Origin of the sequence: Nocardioides sp. Soil777, from assembly GCF_001428425.1 — a bacterium.
Taxonomy (GTDB): domain Bacteria; phylum Actinomycetota; class Actinomycetes; order Propionibacteriales; family Nocardioidaceae; genus Nocardioides; species Nocardioides terrigena.
Window position 1 is genome coordinate 181142 of record NZ_LMSN01000018.1, and the last position, 20842, is coordinate 201983.

Below are 20842 nucleotides of genomic sequence, written 5' to 3' on the forward strand. Positions count from 1 at the left end.
GTGCCCACCCCTGCGGGCGGTGCGACGGTCGTCGCCGGCCAGCGAGGCGGACCCGCTGTCGGTGCCGTAGGACAGACTGGGCCCATGTCAGCCCTCGACCACTTCAGTGCGCCGACGCGCGCCTGGTTCGAGGCCGCCTTCGCGCAGCCGACGACCGCCCAGGAGGGCGCGTGGGACGCCATCGCCGCGGGCAAGCACGCGCTCGTCGTCGCGCCGACCGGCAGCGGCAAGACGCTGAGCGCCTTCCTGCACGCCATCGACTCGCTGCTCACCGCGGAGCGCCCGGACGACAAGACCCGCCGCACGCGGGTCCTCTACATCTCCCCGCTCAAGGCGCTGGCCGTCGACGTCGAGCGCAACCTGCGTGCTCCGCTGACCGGCATCCGGCACACCGCCGAGCGGCTCGGCACCAGTCTGCCCGACCTCACCGTGGGCCTGCGCTCGGGTGACACCTCCCCGGCCGACCGGCGCAAGCTGACGAGCAGCCCGCCGGACATCATGATCACCACCCCCGAGTCGCTGTTCCTGATGCTGACCAGCCAGGCCCGCGAGTCACTGCGCGGCATCGACACCGTCATCCTCGACGAGGTGCACGCGGTGGCCGGTGGCAAGCGCGGCGCCCACCTCGCCGTCTCCCTCGAGCGCCTCGACGCCCTCCTCGACCGACCCGCCCAGCGCATCGGCCTGAGCGCCACGGTCCGGCCGTTGGAGGAGGTCGCCCGGTTCCTCGGCGGCAGCGCCCCGGTGGAGATCGTCTCGCCCCCCAGCGAGAAGCAGTGGGACCTCCGGGTCGTCGTCCCCGTCGAGGACATGACCGCACCCGAGGAGTACGACGAGGAGTCCGGCGACCCGCAGCGCGCCACCAGCATCTGGCCGCACGTCGAGGAGCACGTGGTCGACCTGGTGGAGCAGCACCGGTCGACCATCGTCTTCGCCAACTCCCGCCGGCTGGCGGAGCGGCTCACCGCCCGGCTCAACGAGATCGCCACCGACCGGGCGGCGGGCGACGACACCGACGAGCCCGCGGCCGGCCCGCCGGCCCAGGTGATGGCCCAGTCCGGGCAGAGCAGCGGCGCCGGCACGATCATCGCCAAGGCCCACCACGGCTCGGTCTCCAAGGAGCAGCGCGCCCTCATCGAGGACGACCTCAAGCGGGGCCGGCTCCCCTGCGTCGTCGCGACCAGCAGCCTCGAGCTCGGCATCGACATGGGTGCGGTCGACCTGGTCATCCAGATCGAGTCGCCCCCCAGCGTCGCCAGCGCCCTCCAGCGGGTCGGCCGGGCGGGCCACCAGGTGGGCGAGGTCAGTCGCGGCGTCCTCTTCCCCAAGCACCGCGGCGACCTCGCGCAGACCGCGGTCGCGGTCGAGCGGATGCGCAGCGGCGCGATCGAGTCCCTCTCTGTCCCGACCAACCCGCTCGATGTCCTGGCCCAGCAGGTCGTGGCCTGCACGGCGCTGGAGGACTGGGAGGTCGACGACCTCTACGACCTCGTCCGCCGCGCGGCGCCCTACTCCGCCCTCCCCCGCAGCGCCTTCGACGCGACCCTCGACCTGCTCAGCGGTCGCTACCCCAGCGAGGAGTTCGCCGAGCTGCGACCGCGCATCGTGTGGGACCGCGTCACCGGCGTGCTCTCCGGTCGGCCCGGGGCCCAGCGGCTGGCCGTCACCAGCGGCGGCACCATCCCCGACCGCGGCCTCTTCGGCGTCTTCCTCGTCGGCGACAAGGCGAGCCGGGTCGGCGAGCTGGACGAGGAGATGGTCTACGAGTCGCGCGTGGGCGACATCTTCGCGCTCGGCGCGACCAGCTGGCGGATCGAGGACATCACCCACGACCGGGTGCTGGTCACGCCCGCCCCCGGCATCCCCGGACGCCTCCCGTTCTGGAAGGGCGACTCGCTCGGCCGGCCCGCCGAGCTGGGCGAGGCGATCGGCAGCTTCACCCGCGAGCTCGGCAGCGTCACCCCCGACAAGGCGCGCCAGCAGGCCCGCGACCGTGGCCTCGACGAGTACGCCGCCGGCAACCTGGTCACCTACGTCACCGAGCAGCAGCAGGCGACCAACGCGCTGCCCAGTGACACCCAGCTGCTGGTGGAGCGGTTCCGCGACGAGCTCGGCGACTGGCGCCTCGTCGTCCACTCGCCCTACGGCACACCCGTGCACGCGCCCTGGGCGCTGGCCATCAACGCCCGGCTGCGCGAGCGCTACGACATCGACGGCCAGGCGGTCGCGTCCGACGACGGCATCGTCATCCGGATCCCCGACACCGAGGACGAGCCGCCGGGCGGTGACGTCGTCGTCTTCGAGCCCGACGAGATCGAGCAGCTCGTCACCCAGGAGGTCGGCGGCTCCGCACTGTTCGCGAGCCGCTTCCGCGAGTGCGCCGCCCGCGCGCTCCTGCTCCCCCGCCGGGACCCGGGCCGCCGCAGCCCCCTGTGGCAGCAGCGCCAGCGCAGCGCCCAGCTGCTCGAGGTCGCCTCCCAGTACCCGTCCTTCCCGATCGTCCTCGAGGCGATCCGCGAGTGCCTCCAGGACGTCTACGACCTGCCCGCGCTGGTCAAGCTGCTGACCCGTGTCCAGCGTCGCGAGATCACCATCGTCGACGTCGCCACCCAGACGCCCAGCCCCTACGCCCGCAGCCTGCTCTTCGGCTACGTCGCCCAGTTCGTCTACGAGGGTGACTCCCCGATCGCCGAGCGCCGGGCCGCCGCGCTGTCCCTGGACCAGGGCCTGCTCGCCGAGCTCCTCGGTCGCGCCGAGCTCCGCGAGCTCCTCGACCCGGAGGTGCTCGCCGAGGTCGAGGCCGAGCTCCAGTGGCTCGCTCCCGACCGCCGTGCGCGCGACGCGGAGGCGGTCGCCGACCTGTTGCGGCTGCTCGGCCCGCTGAGCCGTGCCGAGGTCACCGCCCGGTCGACGGACGGCGCCGACGTCGACTCCTGGCTGGCGGCCCTCTCCGACGTACGCCGCGTGGTCCCGGCCCGCATCGCCGGCGAGGAGCGCTGGACGACGGTCGAGGACGTCGGCCGGCTGCGCGACGGCCTCGGCGTGCCCGTGCCGCCGGGCACCCCGGACGTCTTCACCGAGCCCCACGAGGACCCCATCGGGGACCTCATCGCCCGCTACGCACGCACGCACGGCCCCTTCACCACCGCCGACGTCGCCGCCCGGCTCGGCCTCGGCGAGGCCGTCGCGCGCCACGCCCTGCAGCGGCTGGTGTCCCGTGGCCGGCTCCTCGAGGGCGAGTTCCGTCCCGCCGGCAGCGGCAGCGAGTGGTGCGACGCCGAGGTGCTCCGCAAGCTGCGTCGGCGCTCCCTGGCCCGGCTCCGCAAGGAGGTCGAGCCCGTCACCCAGGACACCGTGGCGCGCTTCCTGCCAGCGTGGCAGCGGGTCGGCGGCAAGCTGCGGGGCGTCGACGGCGTGGTCGCCGCGATCGACCAGCTCGCCGGTTGCCCGGTGCCCGCGAGCGCGCTGGAGCCGCTGGTGCTGGCGGCCCGGGTCCGCGACTACGAGCCGTCCTACCTCGACGAGCTCACCGCCTCCGGCGAGGTCGTGTGGGCCGGCCACTCGCCCCTGCCCGGCAGCGACGGCTGGGTCAGCCTGCACCTCGCGGACCAGGCCGAGCTCACGCTCCCCGACATCAGCGACGTCGAGCCGAGCGCCGTGGAGCGGGCCGTGCTCGAGGCCCTCGACCCCGGCGGGGCATGGTTCTTCCGCCAGCTCTCCGACCGGGTCGGCTCGACCAGCGACCCGGAACTCTCCGCGGCCCTGTGGTCGCTGGTGTGGCAGGGCCGGCTCACCAACGACACCGTCACACCGCTGCGGGCGCTCGTGCGCTCGGGCAACGCCAGTCACCGCACCCGGCGCACGCCACCTCGTCTGCGCGGCGGCCGGCGCACCGGCACCGGCCGCATGCCGGTCCGCACCGGTCCCCCCGAGACGGCCGGGCGCTGGGCGCTGCTGCCCGAGCGCGACTCCGACCCGACCCGCCGCGCCCACGCGACCGCCGAGCACCTGCTCGAGCGCCACGGGGTGGTGACCCGTGGCGCGGTGATGAGCGAGCGTGTGCCCGGAGGCTTCGCCGGGGTCTACAAGGTGCTCTCCGCCTTCGAGGACACCGGGCGCTGCCGACGCGGCTACTTCATCGAGGGCCTCGGGGCTGCCCAGTTCGGGTCGGCCGGGGCGATCGACCGGCTGCGCACCTTCAGCGAGCCGGCCGACTCCAAGCCCGACGCCGTCACCCTGGCCGCCACCGATCCGGCCAACCCCTACGGCGCGGCCCTGCCCTGGCCGGAGACGAGCGGTCGCGGGGCCGAGCAGCCCGCCGACCCCGCGACGGCCAAGGCCGCCGAGAAGGCCGGGCACCGCCCGGGACGCAAGGCTGGCGCCCTGGTCGTGCTGGTGGACGGCGACCTCACCATGTACGTCGAACGCGGCGGACGCACCCTGCTGACCTGGAGCGACGACCCCGACCGGCTGGTCCCGGCCGCCTCCGCGTTGGCCGATGCCACCCGCCGTGGTGCACTGGGCAAGCTCGTCGTCGAGCGCGCCGACGGCGCCGCACTGCTCGGCGGCGGGACCACCCCGCTGCGGGCCGCCCTCGACGAGGCCGGTTTCGTGGCCACCCCGAAGGGACTGAGGATGCGTGCCTGAGGGAGACACCGTCTATCGAGCGGCCCGCAAGCTCGACCGAGCACTCACCGGTCACGTGCTGGTCGCCAGCGACTTCCGCGTGCCCCAGCTCGCCACCGTCGACCTGTCCGGCGCCACGGTGACCGGTACGTTCTCGCGCGGCAAGCACCTGCTCACCCACATCGAGCACGAGGAGTCGTGGACCCTGCACACGCACCTCAAGATGGAGGGCAGCTGGCACGTCTACCCCCTCCACGAGAAGTGGCGTCGCCCGTCCACCCAGGCCCGGGTGGTGCTGCGCACCGACGCCCGGGCCGCCGTCGGCTTCTCGCTGGGGATCGTGGAGCTGGTGCCCCGCTCCCACGAGCCCGACGTCGTGGGCCACCTCGGCCCCGACCTGCTGGGCGGAGACTGGGACGAGGCCGAGGCGCTGCGCCGGCTGCGGAGCGACCCCGCCCGCCCGGTGGCAGAGGCGCTGCTCGACCAGACCAACCTGGCCGGCATCGGCAACATGTACATGGCCGAGCTCTGCTTCACCAGCGGGGTTCACCCGCTGCGGCCGGTCGGGGAGGTCACCGATCTCGAGCGACTCGTGCGGCGGGCCAGGCAGATGCTCGACCTCAACAAGGAGCGGGCGATCCAGTCGACCACCGGGGACCTGCGACCCCGCGAGCGGATGTGGGTCTACCGCCGCGACAACGCGCCCTGTCGCCGCTGCGGGACACCGGTACGGGTGGCCATGCGGGGACCCGCCGAGAAGGAGCGGGCGTCGTACTGGTGCCCGCGCTGCCAGCCCGAGGACTGACGCGGGGCAGGGCTCACGCGGCGGTGGTCAGGCGGCGGAGGCGACCACGTCGCCGGCGGCCGTCCGGACCGACGTGATCGGGGTGGCCTCGACGGACTCGACGCGGCGCAGGCCCTGCGCGAGCTCCTCGACGGCGACGGCGTCGGACACCTCGCGGAGGACGTCGGACAGGGGCAGGTCGAGGGCCGAGCAGAGCGAGGCGAGGAGCTCCGACGAGGCTTCCTTCTGGCCGCGCTCGATCTCGGAGATGTAGCCGAGGCTGACCCGGGCGTCGGCGGACACCTCGCGCAGGGTCAGGCCACGCTGCATCCGCTCGCTGCGGAGCACGTCACCGAGGATGCGTCGAAAGAGCACCATGGCGCTGTCCTTCCCGTCCGTCGAAGGGCCCGCTCGTGGCGGGCTCCGTGGTGGCCAACGCTACCCGAGCGCTGGTTCTTCCCGGGTGAGCATGCCCGCAAGCACCGACAACGCGTGCCGGCAGGTCGCCTCCTGGACGGCGGACCGGTCCCCGGTGAGGGTCAGCAGCCTCGTCTCCACGCCGTCCGGGCCGGCCACCGCGACCCACACGTGTCCCGCCGGGTGTCCCTCCTGCTGGTCCGGACCAGCGACGCCCGTGGTGGCCATCGCGTACGTCGTACCGAGCAGGTCGCGGACCCCCGTCGCCATCGCCGCGGCGCACTCGCCCGACACCACGCCGTGCTCGGCGACCAGGTCGGCAGGGACCCCGAGGACGTCGACCTTCACGTGCGTCGCGTAGGCCACGACGCCCCCGGTGACGCACGCGGACGCCCCGGGCACGGACGTCAGCGACGCCGCCAGGCGTCCTCCGGTGAGCGACTCAGCCGTGGCCACGGTGGCGTCGCGAGCAGTGAGCAGCGCCACGATCTGCCGGGGGTCCGTCGCCATGCTGGGGACTCTAGCTACGTTGGCGGGCATGGCACTCCCCATCGAGGACTACGCACTCGTCGGCGACCGCGGCACGGCGGCGCTGGTCGGCCGGGACGGATCGGTCGACTGGCTGTGCCTGCCCCGCTTCGACTCCCCCGCCTGCTTCGCCGCCCTGCTGGGCGACCACGACAACGGACGCTGGGTCATCGCCCCCGCGGACGCCGAGGGGGTCGAGAGCACCCGGCGCTACGTCGGCAACAGCGCGATCCTGGAGACGACGTTCACGACGCCCACCGGCGTGCTCGTGCTGCGCGACGTGATGCCGACCCACGACGGCCGCGCCGACTTCGTGCGCAGCGTGCGGTGCAGCGAGGGGTCGGTCCGGGTGGCCCACGAGTGGGTGGTGCGCTTCGACTACGGCCTGGTCCGGCCCTGGGTGACCCGCCAGAAGGTCGGTGGCCACGAGGTCATCGTCGCCACTGCCGGGCCGGACAAGCTGATGCTGCACGGCCCGCGGCTCCCGCGCGCCGTGGACGGCCACCACGCCGACGAGTTCGACCTGGCGGCCGGCGAGTCCATGACGTTCTCCACCACCTGGGTGCGGTCCTGGCACGAGCTGCCCGAGCCGGTCCCCTTCGACACCCGCATCGAGGCGACCCGGGTCGAGCACGAGCGCTGGGCGCTCACCTGCACCGCCGACATCCCCCACGGCGACCTGGTCCGTCGCAGCCTGCTCACCCTGCGCCTGATGACCCACGACGAGACCGGTGGGATCGTGGCGGCTCCCACCACCTCGCTCCCGGAGGACTTCGGCGGCGAACGCAACTGGGACTACCGCTTCTGCTGGCTGCGCGACGCCGCCCTCACCCTCGAGTCGCTGATCGGAGCCGGTTACACCGACGAGGCGCAGAGCTGGCGCGACTGGCTGCTGCGGGCGGTCGCGGGCGACCCCCAGGACCTCCAGATCATGTACGGCATCGACGGTGGCCGCCAGCTCCCCGAGCGCGAGCTCGACCACCTCGCCGGCTACGCCGGGTCCCGACCGGTGCGCATCGGCAACGGCGCCGTGGACCAGCGCCAGACCGACGTGCTCGGTGAGGTGATGATCGCCCTCGAGGACGCCCGCAACGGCGGGCTCGAGGAGACGCCGCAGAGCTGGGCGTTGCAGCGGGCCCTCGTCGACGAGCTGGCCACGCACTGGGACGAGCCGGACCACGGGATCTGGGAGATCCGCGGTCCGCTGCGCCACTTCACCCATTCCCGGGTGATGGTCTGGGTCGCCTTCGACCGGGCGGTCAAGGCGGTCGAGGAGCATGGGTTCGACGGACCCGTCGACCACTGGCGCACCCTGCGAGACCGCGTGCACGCGGAGGTGCTCGAGCGCGGGTACGACGCGGAGCGCGGCACCTTCACCCAGCACTACGACACCCGGGAGCTCGACGCGAGCCTGCTCAACATCCCGCTGGTGGGCTTCCTGCCCGGCGACGACGCGCGGGTCCTCGGCACCGTCGCGGCCATCGAGGAGGACCTGATGCACGACGGTCTCCTGCACCGCTACCGGACCCAGACCGGCGTGGACGGGCTCGAGGGCGGGGAGCACGCGTTCCTCGCCTGCTCGTTCTGGCTGGTGTCGGCGTACGTCGCGTCCGGTCGCCGCGACGACGCGCGCGCCCTGATGGACCGGCTCTGCGCGCTGGCCAACGACGTCGGCCTGCTCTCGGAGGAGTACGACACCGTGGCCGGTCGGATGGCCGGCAACTTCCCCCAGGCGTTCAGCCACCTCACGCTGGTGCAGGCGGCGCTCGCGCTGCGCTGAGGGTCTCCCCCGGACGCGCCGACGGCCCCCGTCCCACGCTCACGCGCAGGACGGGGGCCGCCGGGAGTGGACCGGTCAGCGTCGGACGCGGAGCCGGACCACCTCGCGCGAGCGCTGGGTCTCGTCGTTGCCGAGGTAGCGGACCACCACGGTGTAGCGACCCGGACGCAGGCCGGCGAGGCGCACGGTGGCCTTGCCGCCCGTGAGCCGGACCGTCTTCTTCACGACGGCCGTGCCTTGGACCGACCGCTTGACGGCGACCTTGACCTTGCCGCGGGCCTTGGTGCCCTGGGCGCCGACCCGGACCTTCACGACCGGCGGCTTGCCGGCCTTGTCCGACGCGGTGGCACGAGCGGCCGACGCCGACTTGAGGACGTCCACGACGACCGTCGACTCGGCCAGCGTGGTGGCGCCCACGACGTACCGGACCGTCAGCGTGTGCTCACCGACGGTCGTGAAGACCGGCAGCTTGACGTTGACGACGCCGTTGGTGACGGGAGCCGAGGCGAGCAGCGTCGCGCCCTCGCGGATCTCGACCGTGCCGTCGGTGGCGTCCTTCTTCGACCCGGTCATGACCTTGACGTGCGCCATGGCCCGGGTGCGGTCGACGACGACCCGCTGGGGGGTCACCTTCGCCTCGACGGTGGCCGTGCCCGGGTCCGTCGGGACGTCGTCCTGGGTGTTGATGCCCACGATCTCCGGGCTGTGGTCCGAGGAGCGGTACGGGTTCGGCGCGTAGAGGTTGGTGACGTTGGTGTTGAAGCGCGCGTACTCGTAGTAGACGGACTCGTAGCCGTTGATGTCCCAGACGTCGACCGCGTCGACGTCCTCGAGCGCCGGCGCGTTGGCCAGGACGTGGTCGAGCGAGCCGACCATGCCGTCGAAGTTGTACGTCTCCTCCTCGGGATCACTGGTCGACTCGAGGTTGGTGTAGCCGGCTGCGTTGAGGATCTGGATCGGGTCCTCCTCGGAGTAGGCGTTGAAATCGCCGGCCAGGAAGACCCGGGTGATGCCGCGCTGGGTCTTGAACGCGTCGGCGAAGGACACCAGTGCGTTGGCCTGGATGACGCGCCGGTCGTTGGCGTTGCCCTGGCCGTCGGGGTCCGGGGTGCCGGAGCCCTTGGACTTGAAGTGGTTGACGATGACGGCGAACGCGTCGGCGTCAGCGGTCCCGACCTGCTTGAAGGCCTGGGCGACCGGCTCGCGGGCGTCCTCGAAGGCCTCGCCGGCCGACGACTGGTCGCTGACGACCACCGACTCACCGACGAGCGACACGTTGGCCGGCTGGTAGATGAAGCCGTTGCGGATCACGTCCTGCTCCTCGGTCGGCGGCAGGGTCGCCGCCGAGGGGACCGCGGCCCACGTGCCGGCACCCGCGTCCGCGTTGAGGGCGGCCACCAGCTCGTTGATCGCGAAGTCGCGCGGCTTGCTGAACTTGACCGAGTTCTCGAGCTCCTCGAGGGAGACGATGTCGGCGTCGGCGGTGTTGATGGCCGAGACGATCTTGTCCCGCTGCCGCACCAGGTTGGCGTCGTTGGCGGCGCCGCGCGGCCCGTCGGGGTTGCAGCGGTTGTTGCTGATCGGGTTGCCGTCCCGGTCGGTGAAGTAGGTGCAGGTGCCGAGACCGGAGGCCTCGAACTCCTCTCCCGTCGTGGGGAAGAAGTTCAGCACGTTGAACGTCGCGAGCGTGACGTCGCCGCCGACGTTCTCGGGGGCGGCCGGGCGGGTCTGCTCGACGTCGATCGCGCCCGTGGGCGCCCCGACGACCTGGGCCTGCGGCAGGATCCGCCAGGCGTTGAACCCGTAGGTGAACACGACCGGCTTGGGGAACGTGATCCCCGCTCCCACCCGGATCGTGTGGTCGGGGGTGAACCACGGGAACGGCTGGTCGCTGTTCTGCGAGGTGGAGTAGGTGAGCGTGGACGCGTCGTCCAGGATGACCCGGTGCGCGTCGTTGTAGCGCTTGCGCTCCGCGACCAGCGCGATCGCCTGGGCGTCGATCACCTCGGTCGGGGCCACCAACGGCTGGTCGCTCTGGGCCGCGACACCGATCTCGCCGCGGAAGGCGGACGAGTTGCTGCCGTTGCTGTAGTAGGGACCACCGTCGTAGACGTCGGTGGCGGTCCACGGCGCGGTCGCCTGGAACAGCTCGCCCTCGGCGACCTCACGGACGGTGTCGAGCGCCGCGCCCGCCAGGCAGTCGGTGCCGGGCAGCGCGCAGTCCGTGCCGGGGACGACCGTCTTGGGGGTCACCGTGCCCAGCGAGGCGACCGGGGTGACGCCGGACTGCGCAGCCTCGATCTGGGTCGCGCCGAAGAACTCGGCGGCCGTGCCGGCCACGCGGACGGAGTCGCCCACGGCCGGGTAGGTCGTGAACCCGCTCGTCCCGCCGTAGACGAAGATCGCGTCCGAGGCGTCCGGGGTGTCGTTGCCCGGGGTCTGGAGGTAGAAGCCGTTGAGACCACCGGTCGGGTAGGACGCGGTCACGACACCCTCGGTGATGACGCTCTGGCCGGCGAAGGGAGTGGCCGCTCCGGTGCCCTGGATCTCCGCGATGGGACGCAGCGACGGGGCCGCGTCGATCGTCCAGGTGAAGGCCACCTGGTCGGTCGCCGGGGTGGGCGTGGCCGAGTCGGTGGCGGTCGCCGTGACGTCGTAGGAGCCGGCCGTCGTCGGCGTGCCCGACACGGTCCCGTCGGCGGCGACGGTGACGCCGGCGGGCAGCCCGCTGGCGGTCCACGTGTACGGCGCCGTGCCGCCCGTGGCCTCGAGGGTGAAGCCGTCGACCGGGGTGCCGACCTGACCCGTCTGGGCGCCGGGTGAGGTGGCGTCGAGCGGTCCGGGGGCGACGGGGTCGGCCTTCTGCGGGTCGGGGATGCCCTCGACGAAGTCGGTGGCGTTGTTGTCGGTGTCGGGCTGGGTCGCCGTGACGACGCGTGCGGCCGACGTCGTGCTGGTCAGCGCGACTCCGGTCGGCGCTCCCTCGAACGAGCTGGCCGCGCCGTAGCCGACCATGTCCACCAGGTCGGCGTTGCCGGCGAGATTGCCGGTGCCGACGGTGCTGGCGGTCGTCGAGCTCACGAGCAGCACCTGGCCGGACCCGCCCGCCATCGCGATGGTTCCGGTCGCGTCCGGCGCCGGCAGCGCGGGAGCCGTGGTGTCAGCGCCGGTGGCCTCGGCCACCAGGTAGCGGGAGTTGGCCGGCACGGAGCCGGTGAGAGGCGTGATGTTGGAGCCCACGGAGGTGCCCCCCGTCGACCGGTACTGGACGGACCAGCCGTCGACGTCGATGGGGCTGCTGGTGGGGTTGTAGAGCTCGATGAAGTCGGAGCGGAACGACGAGCCGGTGCCGTTGCCGCCCGCGCCGTACACCTCGCTGATGACGAGGCCGCTGCCGGCCGGGTTGGCCGTGGCGGTGAGGGGGATCGCGACGAGGCTGGTGGCCGCGACCGCGAGTCCGACGAGCACAGAGCTGCGTCGGAAGGAGGGACGTGCGGGCATGAGGTCTCCGAGAGGGGTGTGGTGGGAGGGGTGGCACCGAGGTGCGGTGGAGCGGTCGAGCAGAGCAGTGGGGGCCCGGCGTACCGGGCCCCCACTGGTCGATCAGCGCTTGACGCGGATGGTGAACCGCTCGGACGCGCCCTGGAACGTGTCGTTGGCACGGAACTTCGCCACGACCTTGTACTTGCCGGGCTTGGCGAACGTGCGGAGCTTGACCTTGGCCACGCCGTCCTTGACCTTGGCGTTGTACTTGCGACCGGCAACCCGGACGGTGACGCGGCCCTTGGCGGCGATGTCGACCGCGGACGTGACCTTGATCTTGACCCGGACCTTGGTCTTCTTGGCCTTGATCATGCGGGCCTTCTTCGGGAAGACCTTGTGGGCCAGCGTCGGCTTGGTGAGGACGACGCTGCGAGCCAGCGTGGTCCCGGAGTCCTGCGCGACGATGCGCAGCTCCTTGCCACCGCGGACGGTGAAGACCGCGCGGGCCTTGCCGCCGACCACCGGGGTGGTGCCGAAGACCTTGGTCGAGCCGTCCTTGGCCACCTTGACCAGGTCGAGGCGCGTGTTGGGCGCGATGCCCGCCGACGTGATGTCGAGCTTGTCGAAGGTGATCTCGGCCTTGTCGCCGGCCCGGTAGCTGTCCTCCAGGCCGGTCGCGAACAGCTGGCGCTTGACCGACGTCGGGGACTTGGTGGTCCCGTCGCCGAAGAAGCCGTTGATCCACACGTCGCGGTCGATGGCGCCGGTGTCGGTGGTCTTGCCCTCCTTGAAGGCGGCGAAGTTGTCACCACCCTGCGCGAGGAAGCTGAAGGTCGAGACCGTGTAGGTCTTGGCCGGGTCCACGAGCTGGCCGTCGATCTTGATCGACGTCACCCGGTCGCCGAGCGGACGCGAGGGGTCCAGGGTCGTCTGGACGTTCTTGGACACCCCCAGGTGCAGGAACGCGTTGCTCGCGGTGGCCGGCTGCCACTGCTGCTCGAAGACCTTCTTCAGCGTCGCGCCGGTGACGTCGACGTAGTTGATGTTGTTGACGAACGGGAGGACCGCGTTGGCCTCCTCGAACGTGACCACGCCGTCGGCGTTCTCGGGGCTGGTCGTCAGGTCGCCCTTGAAGAACAGGTTGTCGCGCAGCCCGCCGGGGTTGACGATGCCGATGGTCGGCGTCTTGGTGACGGCCGGGATCTTGACGTCCCGCAGCGCGTCGGCCACCAGGTTGCCCATGGTCGACTCCGCCTTGCGGTCCTCCTGGATGCCGGGCGCGACCAGGTCGGCGTCGGCGCGGGTGATGTCCGCGGAGATGGTGCCCACCTTGCGGTCACCGATGACGTTGGCCTTGGCGGAGGCGTCCTTGACGATCGCGTCGACGGCGGCGACGCGCGGCAGGGTCAGGTCGGCGGCGGCGACCCGGCCCACGATGCGGGCGCTGCTCACGGCCACCGTGTTGGTGTCCGTGTCGATGTTCATGTCGAGGTCACCCAGCGACGTCCCGTACGGGTCGGTCTGCATGACCGGCCGGGCACCGGCGTAGGCGTAGGGCTGGTGCGTGTGGCCGTTGTAGATGACGTCCACCGCGGGAGCGGTGTCCTGGGTCATCCGGCGGAACGCCAGGGACGCGGCCTCCTGCTGGGCCTGGCTGGCGGCGGTGCCGGGCTGCGGGGCGCCCTCGTGGTAGCTGGCGATGGTCGCGTCGCAGTCGACGCCTGCCGTCTCGAGGCGCGCGACCTCCTTGTTGACCGCGGCCACCGGGTCCGAGAAGGTCAGGCCGGCCACGCCGCCGGGGCTCACCAGGGTCGGGGTCTCCTGGGTGACCGCGCCGATGATGCAGACGTTGGCGGCGCCGAGCGACACCTGCGTCGAGGCGGGGAGGACCGGGTTGCCGCTGGCGTCGAGCACGTTGGCACCGAGCGACGGGAAACTCGCCTGCGGGTAGGGGGTGCCGTCGGGAGCGGTGGCACCGCCGTCGACCACGTGCGACTTGTACCAGGGCCAGCCCTTGTCGAACTCGTGGTTGCCCACCGAGGTGACGTCGAGGTCCATGGCGTTGAGGACGTCGATGGTCGGCTTGTCGTCGTTGAAGGCCGAGGCGAAGAGCGAGGCCCCGATGTTGTCACCGGCGGAGAGGAGCAACGTGGTGGCGTTGCGGTTCTGCTCGATGGTGGTGGCCCACTTGGTGGTGTTGCTGTCGATCCGTCCGTGGAAGTCGTTGAAGTTGAGGACGGAGACGCTCACGATGGCCGCGTTGGCCGGCGAGGCGGTGAGACCCACCACCGCCATCGGTGCGGCGAGGAGACCCGCCGACGTGACGCCTACGGCGAGGCGTCGACCCAAGAATGATGCTGACACGTGTTGCCTTTCGATCGGAACCGGGGTGATCCGCGACACCCTAACCCGGCTCCAACCCCCGTTGAGTCACCTCAACGGGTGTGACACGTGAACGTCAGGTTACCGATCGGGCGTTTCAGCCGGAGCGGTCGTACGACGCTGACGCGCGACGTCGCGGAAGAACTCGTAGCCCGACCACAGGGTCATCGCCACCGCGCCCGCGAGCAGCACCTGGCTGGTGTAGAAGAGCACCTCGCCGGCCGTGCCCCAGTAGTCGAAGTTGCCTCCGTGCGCGTCCCCGTGCGGCAGCGGCATCAGCAAGCCGGCCAGGGCGACGCCCTGCAGGGTCGTCTTGATCTTGCCGCTCTGCGACGCCGCGATGACCACGTCCTTGAGCACCGAGAGTCGCAGCGCCGTCACGCTCCACTCGCGCAGCAGGACGACGATGGTCACCCACCACCAGATGTCCCCGACGATCGAGAGGCCGATGAAGGCCATCCCGGTGATGGCCTTGTCGGCGATCGGGTCGGCGATCTTGCCGAAGTCCGTCACCAGGCCGTGCTTGCGCGCCAGGTCGCCGTCGATCTTGTCGGTGATCATCGCGACGGCGAAGATCGCGAACGCCACCCAGCGCCACAGCGTCGAGTCGCCGCCGTCGTGCAGCAGCGCCCAGCCGAAGAACGGCACCATGACGATGCGCAGGGTGGTCAGCGCGTTGGGCACGTTCCAGTTGGAGACCGTGCGGTCGGTGTCGCTCATGCCGCTGCTCCCGTCGGTCGCGCGATGAGGTCGACCCCGTCGGTGGCCACGACCTCCGCGACCACGATGTCCCCCACCTGTGCGCCGTCCGCGAGCTCCAGCAGGGTCGTGCCGTCGACCTCGGGGCCCTGGTGCTCGGCCCGGCCCTCGACCACACCGTCCTCCAGGGACTCGACGAGGACCGAGACCATCTCGCCGATGCGCTCCTCGGCCCGCTGGGCGTTGAGCTCCTCGACGAGGGCGGTGACGTGCTCGGTGCGGGCCCGCACCTCGTCCTCGTCGAGCTTGCCGTCGTACGACGCGGCCTCGGTGCCGTCCTCGTCGGAGTAGCCGAAGACTCCCGTCACGTCCATGCGTGCGGCCTCGAGGAAGTCGCACAGCGTCTGGAGGTCGTCCTCGGTCTCGCCGGGGAAGCCGACGATCACGTTGGAGCGGACCCCGGCCAGCGGCGCCTGCGCCCGGATGCGGGCAAGCAGGTCCAGGAAGCTCTCCGGGTCACCGAAGCGCCGCATCCGGCGCAGCACGCCGGCGCTCGCGTGCTGGAAGGAGAGGTCGAAGTAGGGCACGACGCCCGGGGTGTCCGCGATGGCCTCGATCAGGCCCGGACGCGTCTCGGCGGGCTGCAGGTAGGACACCCGCACCCGGTCGACGCCGTCGATCGCGGCGAGCTCCGGAAGCATCGTCTCGAGCAGGCGCAGGTCGCCGAGGTCCTTGCCGTACGACGTGGAGTTCTCGCTGACCAGGAAGAGCTCGCGGGCTCCCTGGGTGGCCAGCCACCGGCCCTCGGCCAGGACGTCGCTGGGCCGTCGGCTCACGAAGGAGCCACGGAAGCTGGGGATCGCGCAGAACGAGCAGCGTCGGTCGCAGCCGCTCGCCAGCTTGAGGGGGGCCATCGGTCCGGAGTCGAGACGCCGGCGGACCGTGCGCGGCCCGGTCGCCGGGGCACCCACCCCGATCTCCGAGGCGTCGGCAGGCGTGGTCCCGGCATGCCCGGGGACCGAGATCGAGGAGGCGTCCCGGTCGACGGGGCTGATCGGCAGCAGCCGGCGGCGGTCGGACGGGGTGTGCGCCTCGTGCACCTCCCCCGCCACGATCGAGCGCAGGCGTGCGGCGATGTCGGGGTAGTCGTCGAAACCGAGGACGGCATCGGCCTCGGGGAGCGAGTCGGCGAGGTCCTTGCCGTAGCGCTCGGCCAGGCACCCGACAGCCACGACGGACTGCGGGCGACCGGACTCCTTGAGGTCGGCGGCCTCGAGCAGGGTGTCCACCGAGTCCTTCTTGGCGGCCTCGACGAAACCGCACGTGTTGACCACGACGGTGTCGGCGTCCTCGGGGTCCTCGACGAGGACGAAGCCGTCGGCCTCGAGGCGGCCGGCCAGCTCCTCGGAGTCGACCTCGTTGCGGGCACAGCCCAGGGTCACCACCGCCACGTTGAGGGGGGTGGCGGGGACGGCGCGGCGGGTGTCAGCAGGAGTGGTCGTCATCGCACCCGTGAGTATGCCGTCTCGGCCGTGACACGCCCCAACCCTCGCGGGCGGTCAGGGCATGGCACCGGTCACAGGTCACCGCGCGACGAACGTGCCCTGACCCGCCACGCCGGGCTCGCCGACGGCCCGGGCGTCCTGTCCGTCGAGGGCCACCGTGACGGCCCCGTCGGTCGACTGGACCCGCACGGGCGGGGCCGCGTCGAGCTCGCGGGTGTCCCCCACGGCGAGGTTGCCCTTGAAGACGATCTCGCCCGCTCCGTCGCGGACCACCACGTGAGCACCACCGGCGGCCGCGGTCACAACGACCGGGACGGGGTCGGCGGTGGGCGCCGCGCCGGTGCCGCTGGGGCCGCCGGAGCCGTTGAGGACCGGCGTGGCGTTGCGGAGCTCGGTCGGGGTGTCCATCACCAGCCGGGCGATCGACCAGCACAGCACCAGGGCCATCACCACGGCCACGAGGACCGACCAGTTGGGGCCGCCGCGGGTGCTGCGGATCGAGCCGTTGGCCCCGGTGGCCAGCTCGGCCTCGAAGACCCGGCGCGGGTTGATCGGGGCGTGGGCGTAGCGCTCGTCGTACGACGTGAGCAGCGGCGCGACGTCGATGCCCAGGACCCGGGCCAGCGTGCGCAGGTGACCCCGGGCGTAGAAGTCGCCACCGCAGGGGGCGAAGTCGTCGACCTCGATGGACTCGATGACGTGCGGGCGGATGCGCGTGCGGTCCGCGAGCTGGTCCACGGTCAGACCCAGCCGTGTGCGGGCGGCAGCCAGCTCGGGTCCGACGACGGGGTCGGCGGCCGGCAGGGTGGCGAACTCGTCGATGACCAGCGGCTCCACCACCTCGCCCTGCCGGGAGATCGGGCGGACGCGGTCCCCCCACACCTGGGTGTCCTCGACCAGGCTGACGCTCCCCGGCCGGCGCAGCTCACGCCCGACGACCTCGTCGGCCTCGTCGGGCACCTCGCGGCGCACCTCGGAGCGGCGGGCGCTCGCGGCCTCGCGCAGCGGCGAGGGGGTGGCGCTGGCGACGACGGTGTCGTCGTCGAGCTCGGCCTCTCGGTCGGTGTCCTCGCCGTCGACGACGCTGTCAGTGTCTGCGTCGGGATCGACGTCGTGCTCGACCTCGGACCGCTCGGGACGGCTCGGCACCAGGGCCGCGAGCCGGGCGATGCCGGCGGCCAGGAACGGGCGCGGGTCGCGGACCAGCGGCGGGTGCTCGTCGTGGTGCTCGTCGGTGTCGTCGTGATCGTCGACGACCGGCTCGTGGGTGTCCTCGGTCGACTCGTCGGACGGGGGGCCGTCGAGCACGATGACCTCGGTCGAGCGCAGGGCCACCCGGTCCAGGGCTGCGGCCAGGTCGTCACCTCCGCCGAGCACGCGGGTGGCGAGGCCGAGCGGGACGGCCAGCGGGGCGCCGTACAGGCGTCGGGAGAGCCCGGCCTGGCGACGACCGCGGGCGTCGAGCTCGTCGAGGACGAGCTCCTCGTTGTGGGCGACGACGACCAGGCGTCCGTCGCGCAGCACGCCGCGGCGCGGGGTGTGCTCGACGTGGTGCACCGCGCTCCACGGCAGGCCGCGCCACGTGTGGCCCAGCCGGATCCGCACGCCCTGGGCGTCGGCGACCAGCAGCGGGGTGCGGGCGTCGACGAAGGCACGCAGCCACCCGACCGACACCAGTCCCAGCACCGCGGCCAGGACCCAGTCGAGCACCGCGCCGGTCTGCGCCGCGCGGGCGAGGTAGGCGATGGCGATCGCGGCGGCGACGGCCCCGACGGCGGCGGCGAGCGCGCCGTTGCGGCGCACCTCCACGGCCTCGGGCGCGACCGACAGCGACTCCCCGGCCCCCTCGCCGGTGGTCCGCGATGCCCCCTCGGCGTCGTACAGCTCAGCAGCACCCATCACGCACTCCCCTCGATCGTGGCAATGACGGCGTCGATCTCGTCCGGCTTCACGAGCACGTCGCGAGCCTTCGAACCCTCGCTCGGGCCCACGACGCCGCGGCTCTCGAGGATGTCCATCAGTCGTCCGGCCTTGGCGAAGCCGACGCGCAGCTTGCGCTGGAGCATCGACGTCGATCCGAACTGGGTGGAGACGACGAGCTCGATGGCCTGGACCACCAGCTCCATGTCGTCGCCGATGTCGTCGTCGAGCTCCCGCTTGGCCGCGGCCGGGGCGGTGACGTCCTCGACGTACGTCGGCTCCAGCTGGTCCTTGCAGTGCTTGACGACCTGCTGGATCTCGGCCTCGGTGACCCACGCCCCCTGCACACGCACCGGCTTGCTGGCGCCCATCGGCAGGAAGAGGCCGTCACCCTGGCCGACGAGCTTCTCCGCGCCCGGCTGGTCGAGGATGACCCGGCTGTCGCCGAGCGAGCTGGTCGCGAACGCCAGCCGCGACGGGACGTTGGCCTTGATGAGGCCGGTCACGACGTCGACCGACGGGCGCTGGGTGGCGAGCACCAGGTGGATGCCCGCCGCACGGGCGAGCTGGGTGATGCGGACGACCGAGTCCTCGACGTCGCGCGGCGAGACCATCATCAGGTCGGCGAGCTCGTCGACGATGACGAGCAGGTAGGGGTACGGCGTGAGCGTGCGCTCGCTGCCGGCGGGCACCTCGACCTTGCCGGCCCGCACCGCCTTGTTGAAGTCGTCGATGTGGCGGAAGCCGAAGTTGGCCAGGTCGTCGTAGCGCATGTCCATCTCGCGCACGACCCAGGCCAGCGCCTCGGCGGCCTTCTTGGGGTTGGTGATGATCGGCGTGATCAGGTGCGGCACGCCCTCGTAGGCGTTGAGCTCGACCCGCTTGGGGTCGACCATGATCATCCGGACCTCGTCGGGCGTCGACCGCATCAGGATCGAGGTGATGAGCGAGTTGATGAACGACGACTTTCCGGAGCCCGTGGCACCGGCCACCAGCAGGTGCGGCATCTTCGCCATGTTGGCGACGACGAAGCCGCCCTCGACGTCCTTGCCGAGCCCGGCCACCATCGGGTGGTGGTCCGAGCGGGCCGTGTTGGACCGGAGCACGTCGCCGAGGGAGACGATCTCCTTGTCGACGTTGGGGATCTCGATGCCGATCGCGGACTTGCCGGGGATCGGCGACAGGATCCGCACGTCGGCCGACGCGACGGCGTACGCGATGTTCTTGGAAAGCGCCGTGACCTTCTCGACCTTGACCGCGGGGCCGAGCTCGACCTCGTAGCGGGTGACGGTCGGGCCGCGGGTGTAGCCGGTGACGGTCGCGTCGATGCCGAACTCGTCCATCACCTGCATGAGCCGCTCGACGACGGCGTCGCTGGCCTTGGAGCGGGCCTTGTGCACCGAGCCGGGCTTGAGGACCTCGTTGCCGGGCAGCGAATAGGTGATGTCCCCGGACAGCGCGAGCTGCTCGACGCGCTGCGGCAGCGGGGTGTGCGGCGGCGGCTCGACGTCGCCGGTCGCGTCGGAGCCGGCCCCGACGACCGTGCCGGGGACGACCGGGGTCGCCTCGGTCGGGGCGTCGGCGAAGAGGTCGATGCCGGCGTCGGTGCCGGTCTCGGCGTCCTTCTTGCGGCGACGTCGCTTGACCTCACGGTCCTCGAGCATCGGGGTGTCGTACGCCGGGTCGCCGGCCTCGGGGTCGATCTCGTCGAGCATCCCGCGGCGGCGGGTGCGCATCGGCGTGGTGACGTCCTCGGCAGCGTCGGGTGCCTCGGCGTGCGCGCCCCGGCCGAGGACCTTGTCACGGGCCGCGGCCAGACGGGTCGGGATCTGGTAGACGGGCGTGGCGGTGATGATGAGGACGCCGAAGAAGGCGAGCAGCGCCAGCATCGGCACCACGACGTACGGCGTGCGGAACAGGTCGAGCAGCAGGCTCGAGATGACGAAGCCCACCGCTCCCCCGGCCTGCTGCAGCGAGCTGGCGTCGCCGAGCTCGGGCTGCGGGTTGCCGTTGGCGATGTGGACGATGCCCAGGATGCCGAGGGCGAAGGCGGACCAGCCGATGACCTGGCGGCCCGCGGGGCCGTTGCGCTCGGGGTCGCGCAGGGTGCGCCACCCGGCGTACACGAGGAAGAGCGGGACGAGCCAGCCGACCTTGCCGACCGCGCCGGCGGTCATCGACCGCATGAACTCCATGACCCCGCCGGGCAGCTGCCACCACACGGCGGCGGCGACGACCATGGCCAGGGCGATGACGAACAGGCCGGCACCGTCGCGACGGTGCTCCGGCTCGAGGTCACGAGCCGACTGCCCGACCGAGCGGGCCACGGCGCCGAGCGCGTGGGCGATCCCGAGCCAGACGGACGCGACGCCGCGGCCGAGGCCGCCGAACGTGCGGGCGACCGGGCCGGGACCGTTGCGCACCGCCCGGGGCGCCGGACGCTTCGCGCTGGTGCGAGCGGGCGTGCGGGAGCGGCCCTTGCTCGTGCGGGCAGCGGGGCTCTTGGAGGTACTCCGGGATCGGGTGCTCGAGGACTTGGTCCCACCGCCTCGGGAGGCGGTGGAACGGGACGTGCTCGAGCTCCGCGACCCCGGCGGGGAAGACGTACGGGTCGCCATGCCGCGACCCTACGGGAGAGTCACACCAGCCCCACGGATCACACGGTCGAGCGGGGCGCGTGTCGCGCCGCCGACGCGGGCTCGCGACCGGACCGACACA

General features: G+C 72.3%; 11 protein-coding genes. 3 read left to right on the plus strand and 8 right to left on the minus strand.

Going from position 1 to position 20842, the window contains the following annotated elements; genetic code table 11:
• The first annotated feature begins 84 nt into the window (after positions 1–84).
• Positions 85–4647 (plus strand): ATP-dependent helicase, encoded by a 4563-nt coding sequence (locus ASG88_RS17940; protein WP_056888803.1) that lies wholly within the window; start codon positions 85–87, stop codon positions 4645–4647.
• Positions 4640–5431, plus strand: coding sequence for a DNA-formamidopyrimidine glycosylase family protein (locus tag ASG88_RS17945; RefSeq protein ID WP_056888804.1), 792 nt, complete (start codon positions 4640–4642; stop codon positions 5429–5431). Before ASG88_RS17940 ends, ASG88_RS17945 begins: the two co-directional genes overlap by 8 nt.
• Positions 5432–5458: 27 nt before the next feature.
• Here the strand turns inward: ASG88_RS17945 and ASG88_RS17950 are convergent, their stop codons facing one another.
• Together ASG88_RS17950 and ASG88_RS17955 are read right to left on the minus strand one after the other, a co-directional pair.
• Positions 5459–5788 carry a helix-turn-helix domain-containing protein gene (locus tag ASG88_RS17950; RefSeq protein WP_056888805.1) on the minus strand — a complete coding sequence of 110 codons (330 nt, stop codon included), beginning with the start codon at positions 5786–5788 and terminating at the stop codon, positions 5459–5461.
• A 60-nt stretch (positions 5789–5848) separates the two neighbouring features.
• The gene (locus tag ASG88_RS17955) at positions 5849–6337 is read right to left on the minus strand and encodes a CinA family protein (protein WP_056888806.1); all 489 of its coding nucleotides are present in this window, start codon (positions 6335–6337) and stop codon (positions 5849–5851) included.
• A gap of 28 nt (positions 6338–6365) precedes the next feature.
• Here ASG88_RS17955 and ASG88_RS17960 point away from each other — a divergent pair, with 28 nt between their 5' ends.
• Complete coding sequence (locus tag ASG88_RS17960) at positions 6366–8135, plus strand: glycoside hydrolase family 15 protein (RefSeq protein WP_056888807.1); 1770 nt, start codon at positions 6366–6368, stop codon at positions 8133–8135.
• Between the two features lie 75 nt (positions 8136–8210).
• Here ASG88_RS17960 and ASG88_RS17965 read toward each other — a convergent pair whose 3' ends face one another.
• From ASG88_RS17965 to ASG88_RS17990, 6 genes are all read right to left on the minus strand, one after another.
• The gene (locus ASG88_RS17965; RefSeq protein WP_082600665.1) at positions 8211–11636 is read right to left on the minus strand and encodes an ExeM/NucH family extracellular endonuclease; all 3426 of its coding nucleotides are present in this window, start codon (positions 11634–11636) and stop codon (positions 8211–8213) included.
• Positions 11637–11738: 102 nt separating this feature from the next.
• Positions 11739–13967, minus strand: coding sequence for a bifunctional metallophosphatase/5'-nucleotidase (locus tag ASG88_RS17970; protein ID WP_157559808.1), 2229 nt, complete (start codon positions 13965–13967; stop codon positions 11739–11741).
• Positions 13968–14081: 114 nt separating this feature from the next.
• Complete coding sequence (pgsA, locus tag ASG88_RS17975) at positions 14082–14720, minus strand: CDP-diacylglycerol--glycerol-3-phosphate 3-phosphatidyltransferase (protein WP_056888810.1); 639 nt, start codon at positions 14718–14720, stop codon at positions 14082–14084.
• The gene (gene rimO / locus ASG88_RS17980) at positions 14717–16204 is read right to left on the minus strand and encodes a 30S ribosomal protein S12 methylthiotransferase RimO (protein ID WP_056888811.1); all 1488 of its coding nucleotides are present in this window, start codon (positions 16202–16204) and stop codon (positions 14717–14719) included. Before rimO ends, pgsA begins: the two co-directional genes overlap by 4 nt.
• A gap of 78 nt (positions 16205–16282) precedes the next feature.
• A complete protein-coding gene (locus tag ASG88_RS17985; RefSeq protein ID WP_056888812.1) occupies positions 16283–18103 on the minus strand; it encodes a helix-turn-helix domain-containing protein in 1821 nt (606 codons plus the stop codon).
• Positions 18103–20742: an FtsK/SpoIIIE family DNA translocase gene (locus ASG88_RS17990; RefSeq protein WP_200956490.1), complete on the minus strand. Its 2640-nt coding sequence runs from the start codon at positions 20740–20742 to the stop codon at positions 18103–18105. The genes ASG88_RS17985 and ASG88_RS17990 overlap by 1 nt, the downstream gene beginning before the upstream one ends.
• Positions 20743–20842: the final 100 nt, after the last annotated feature.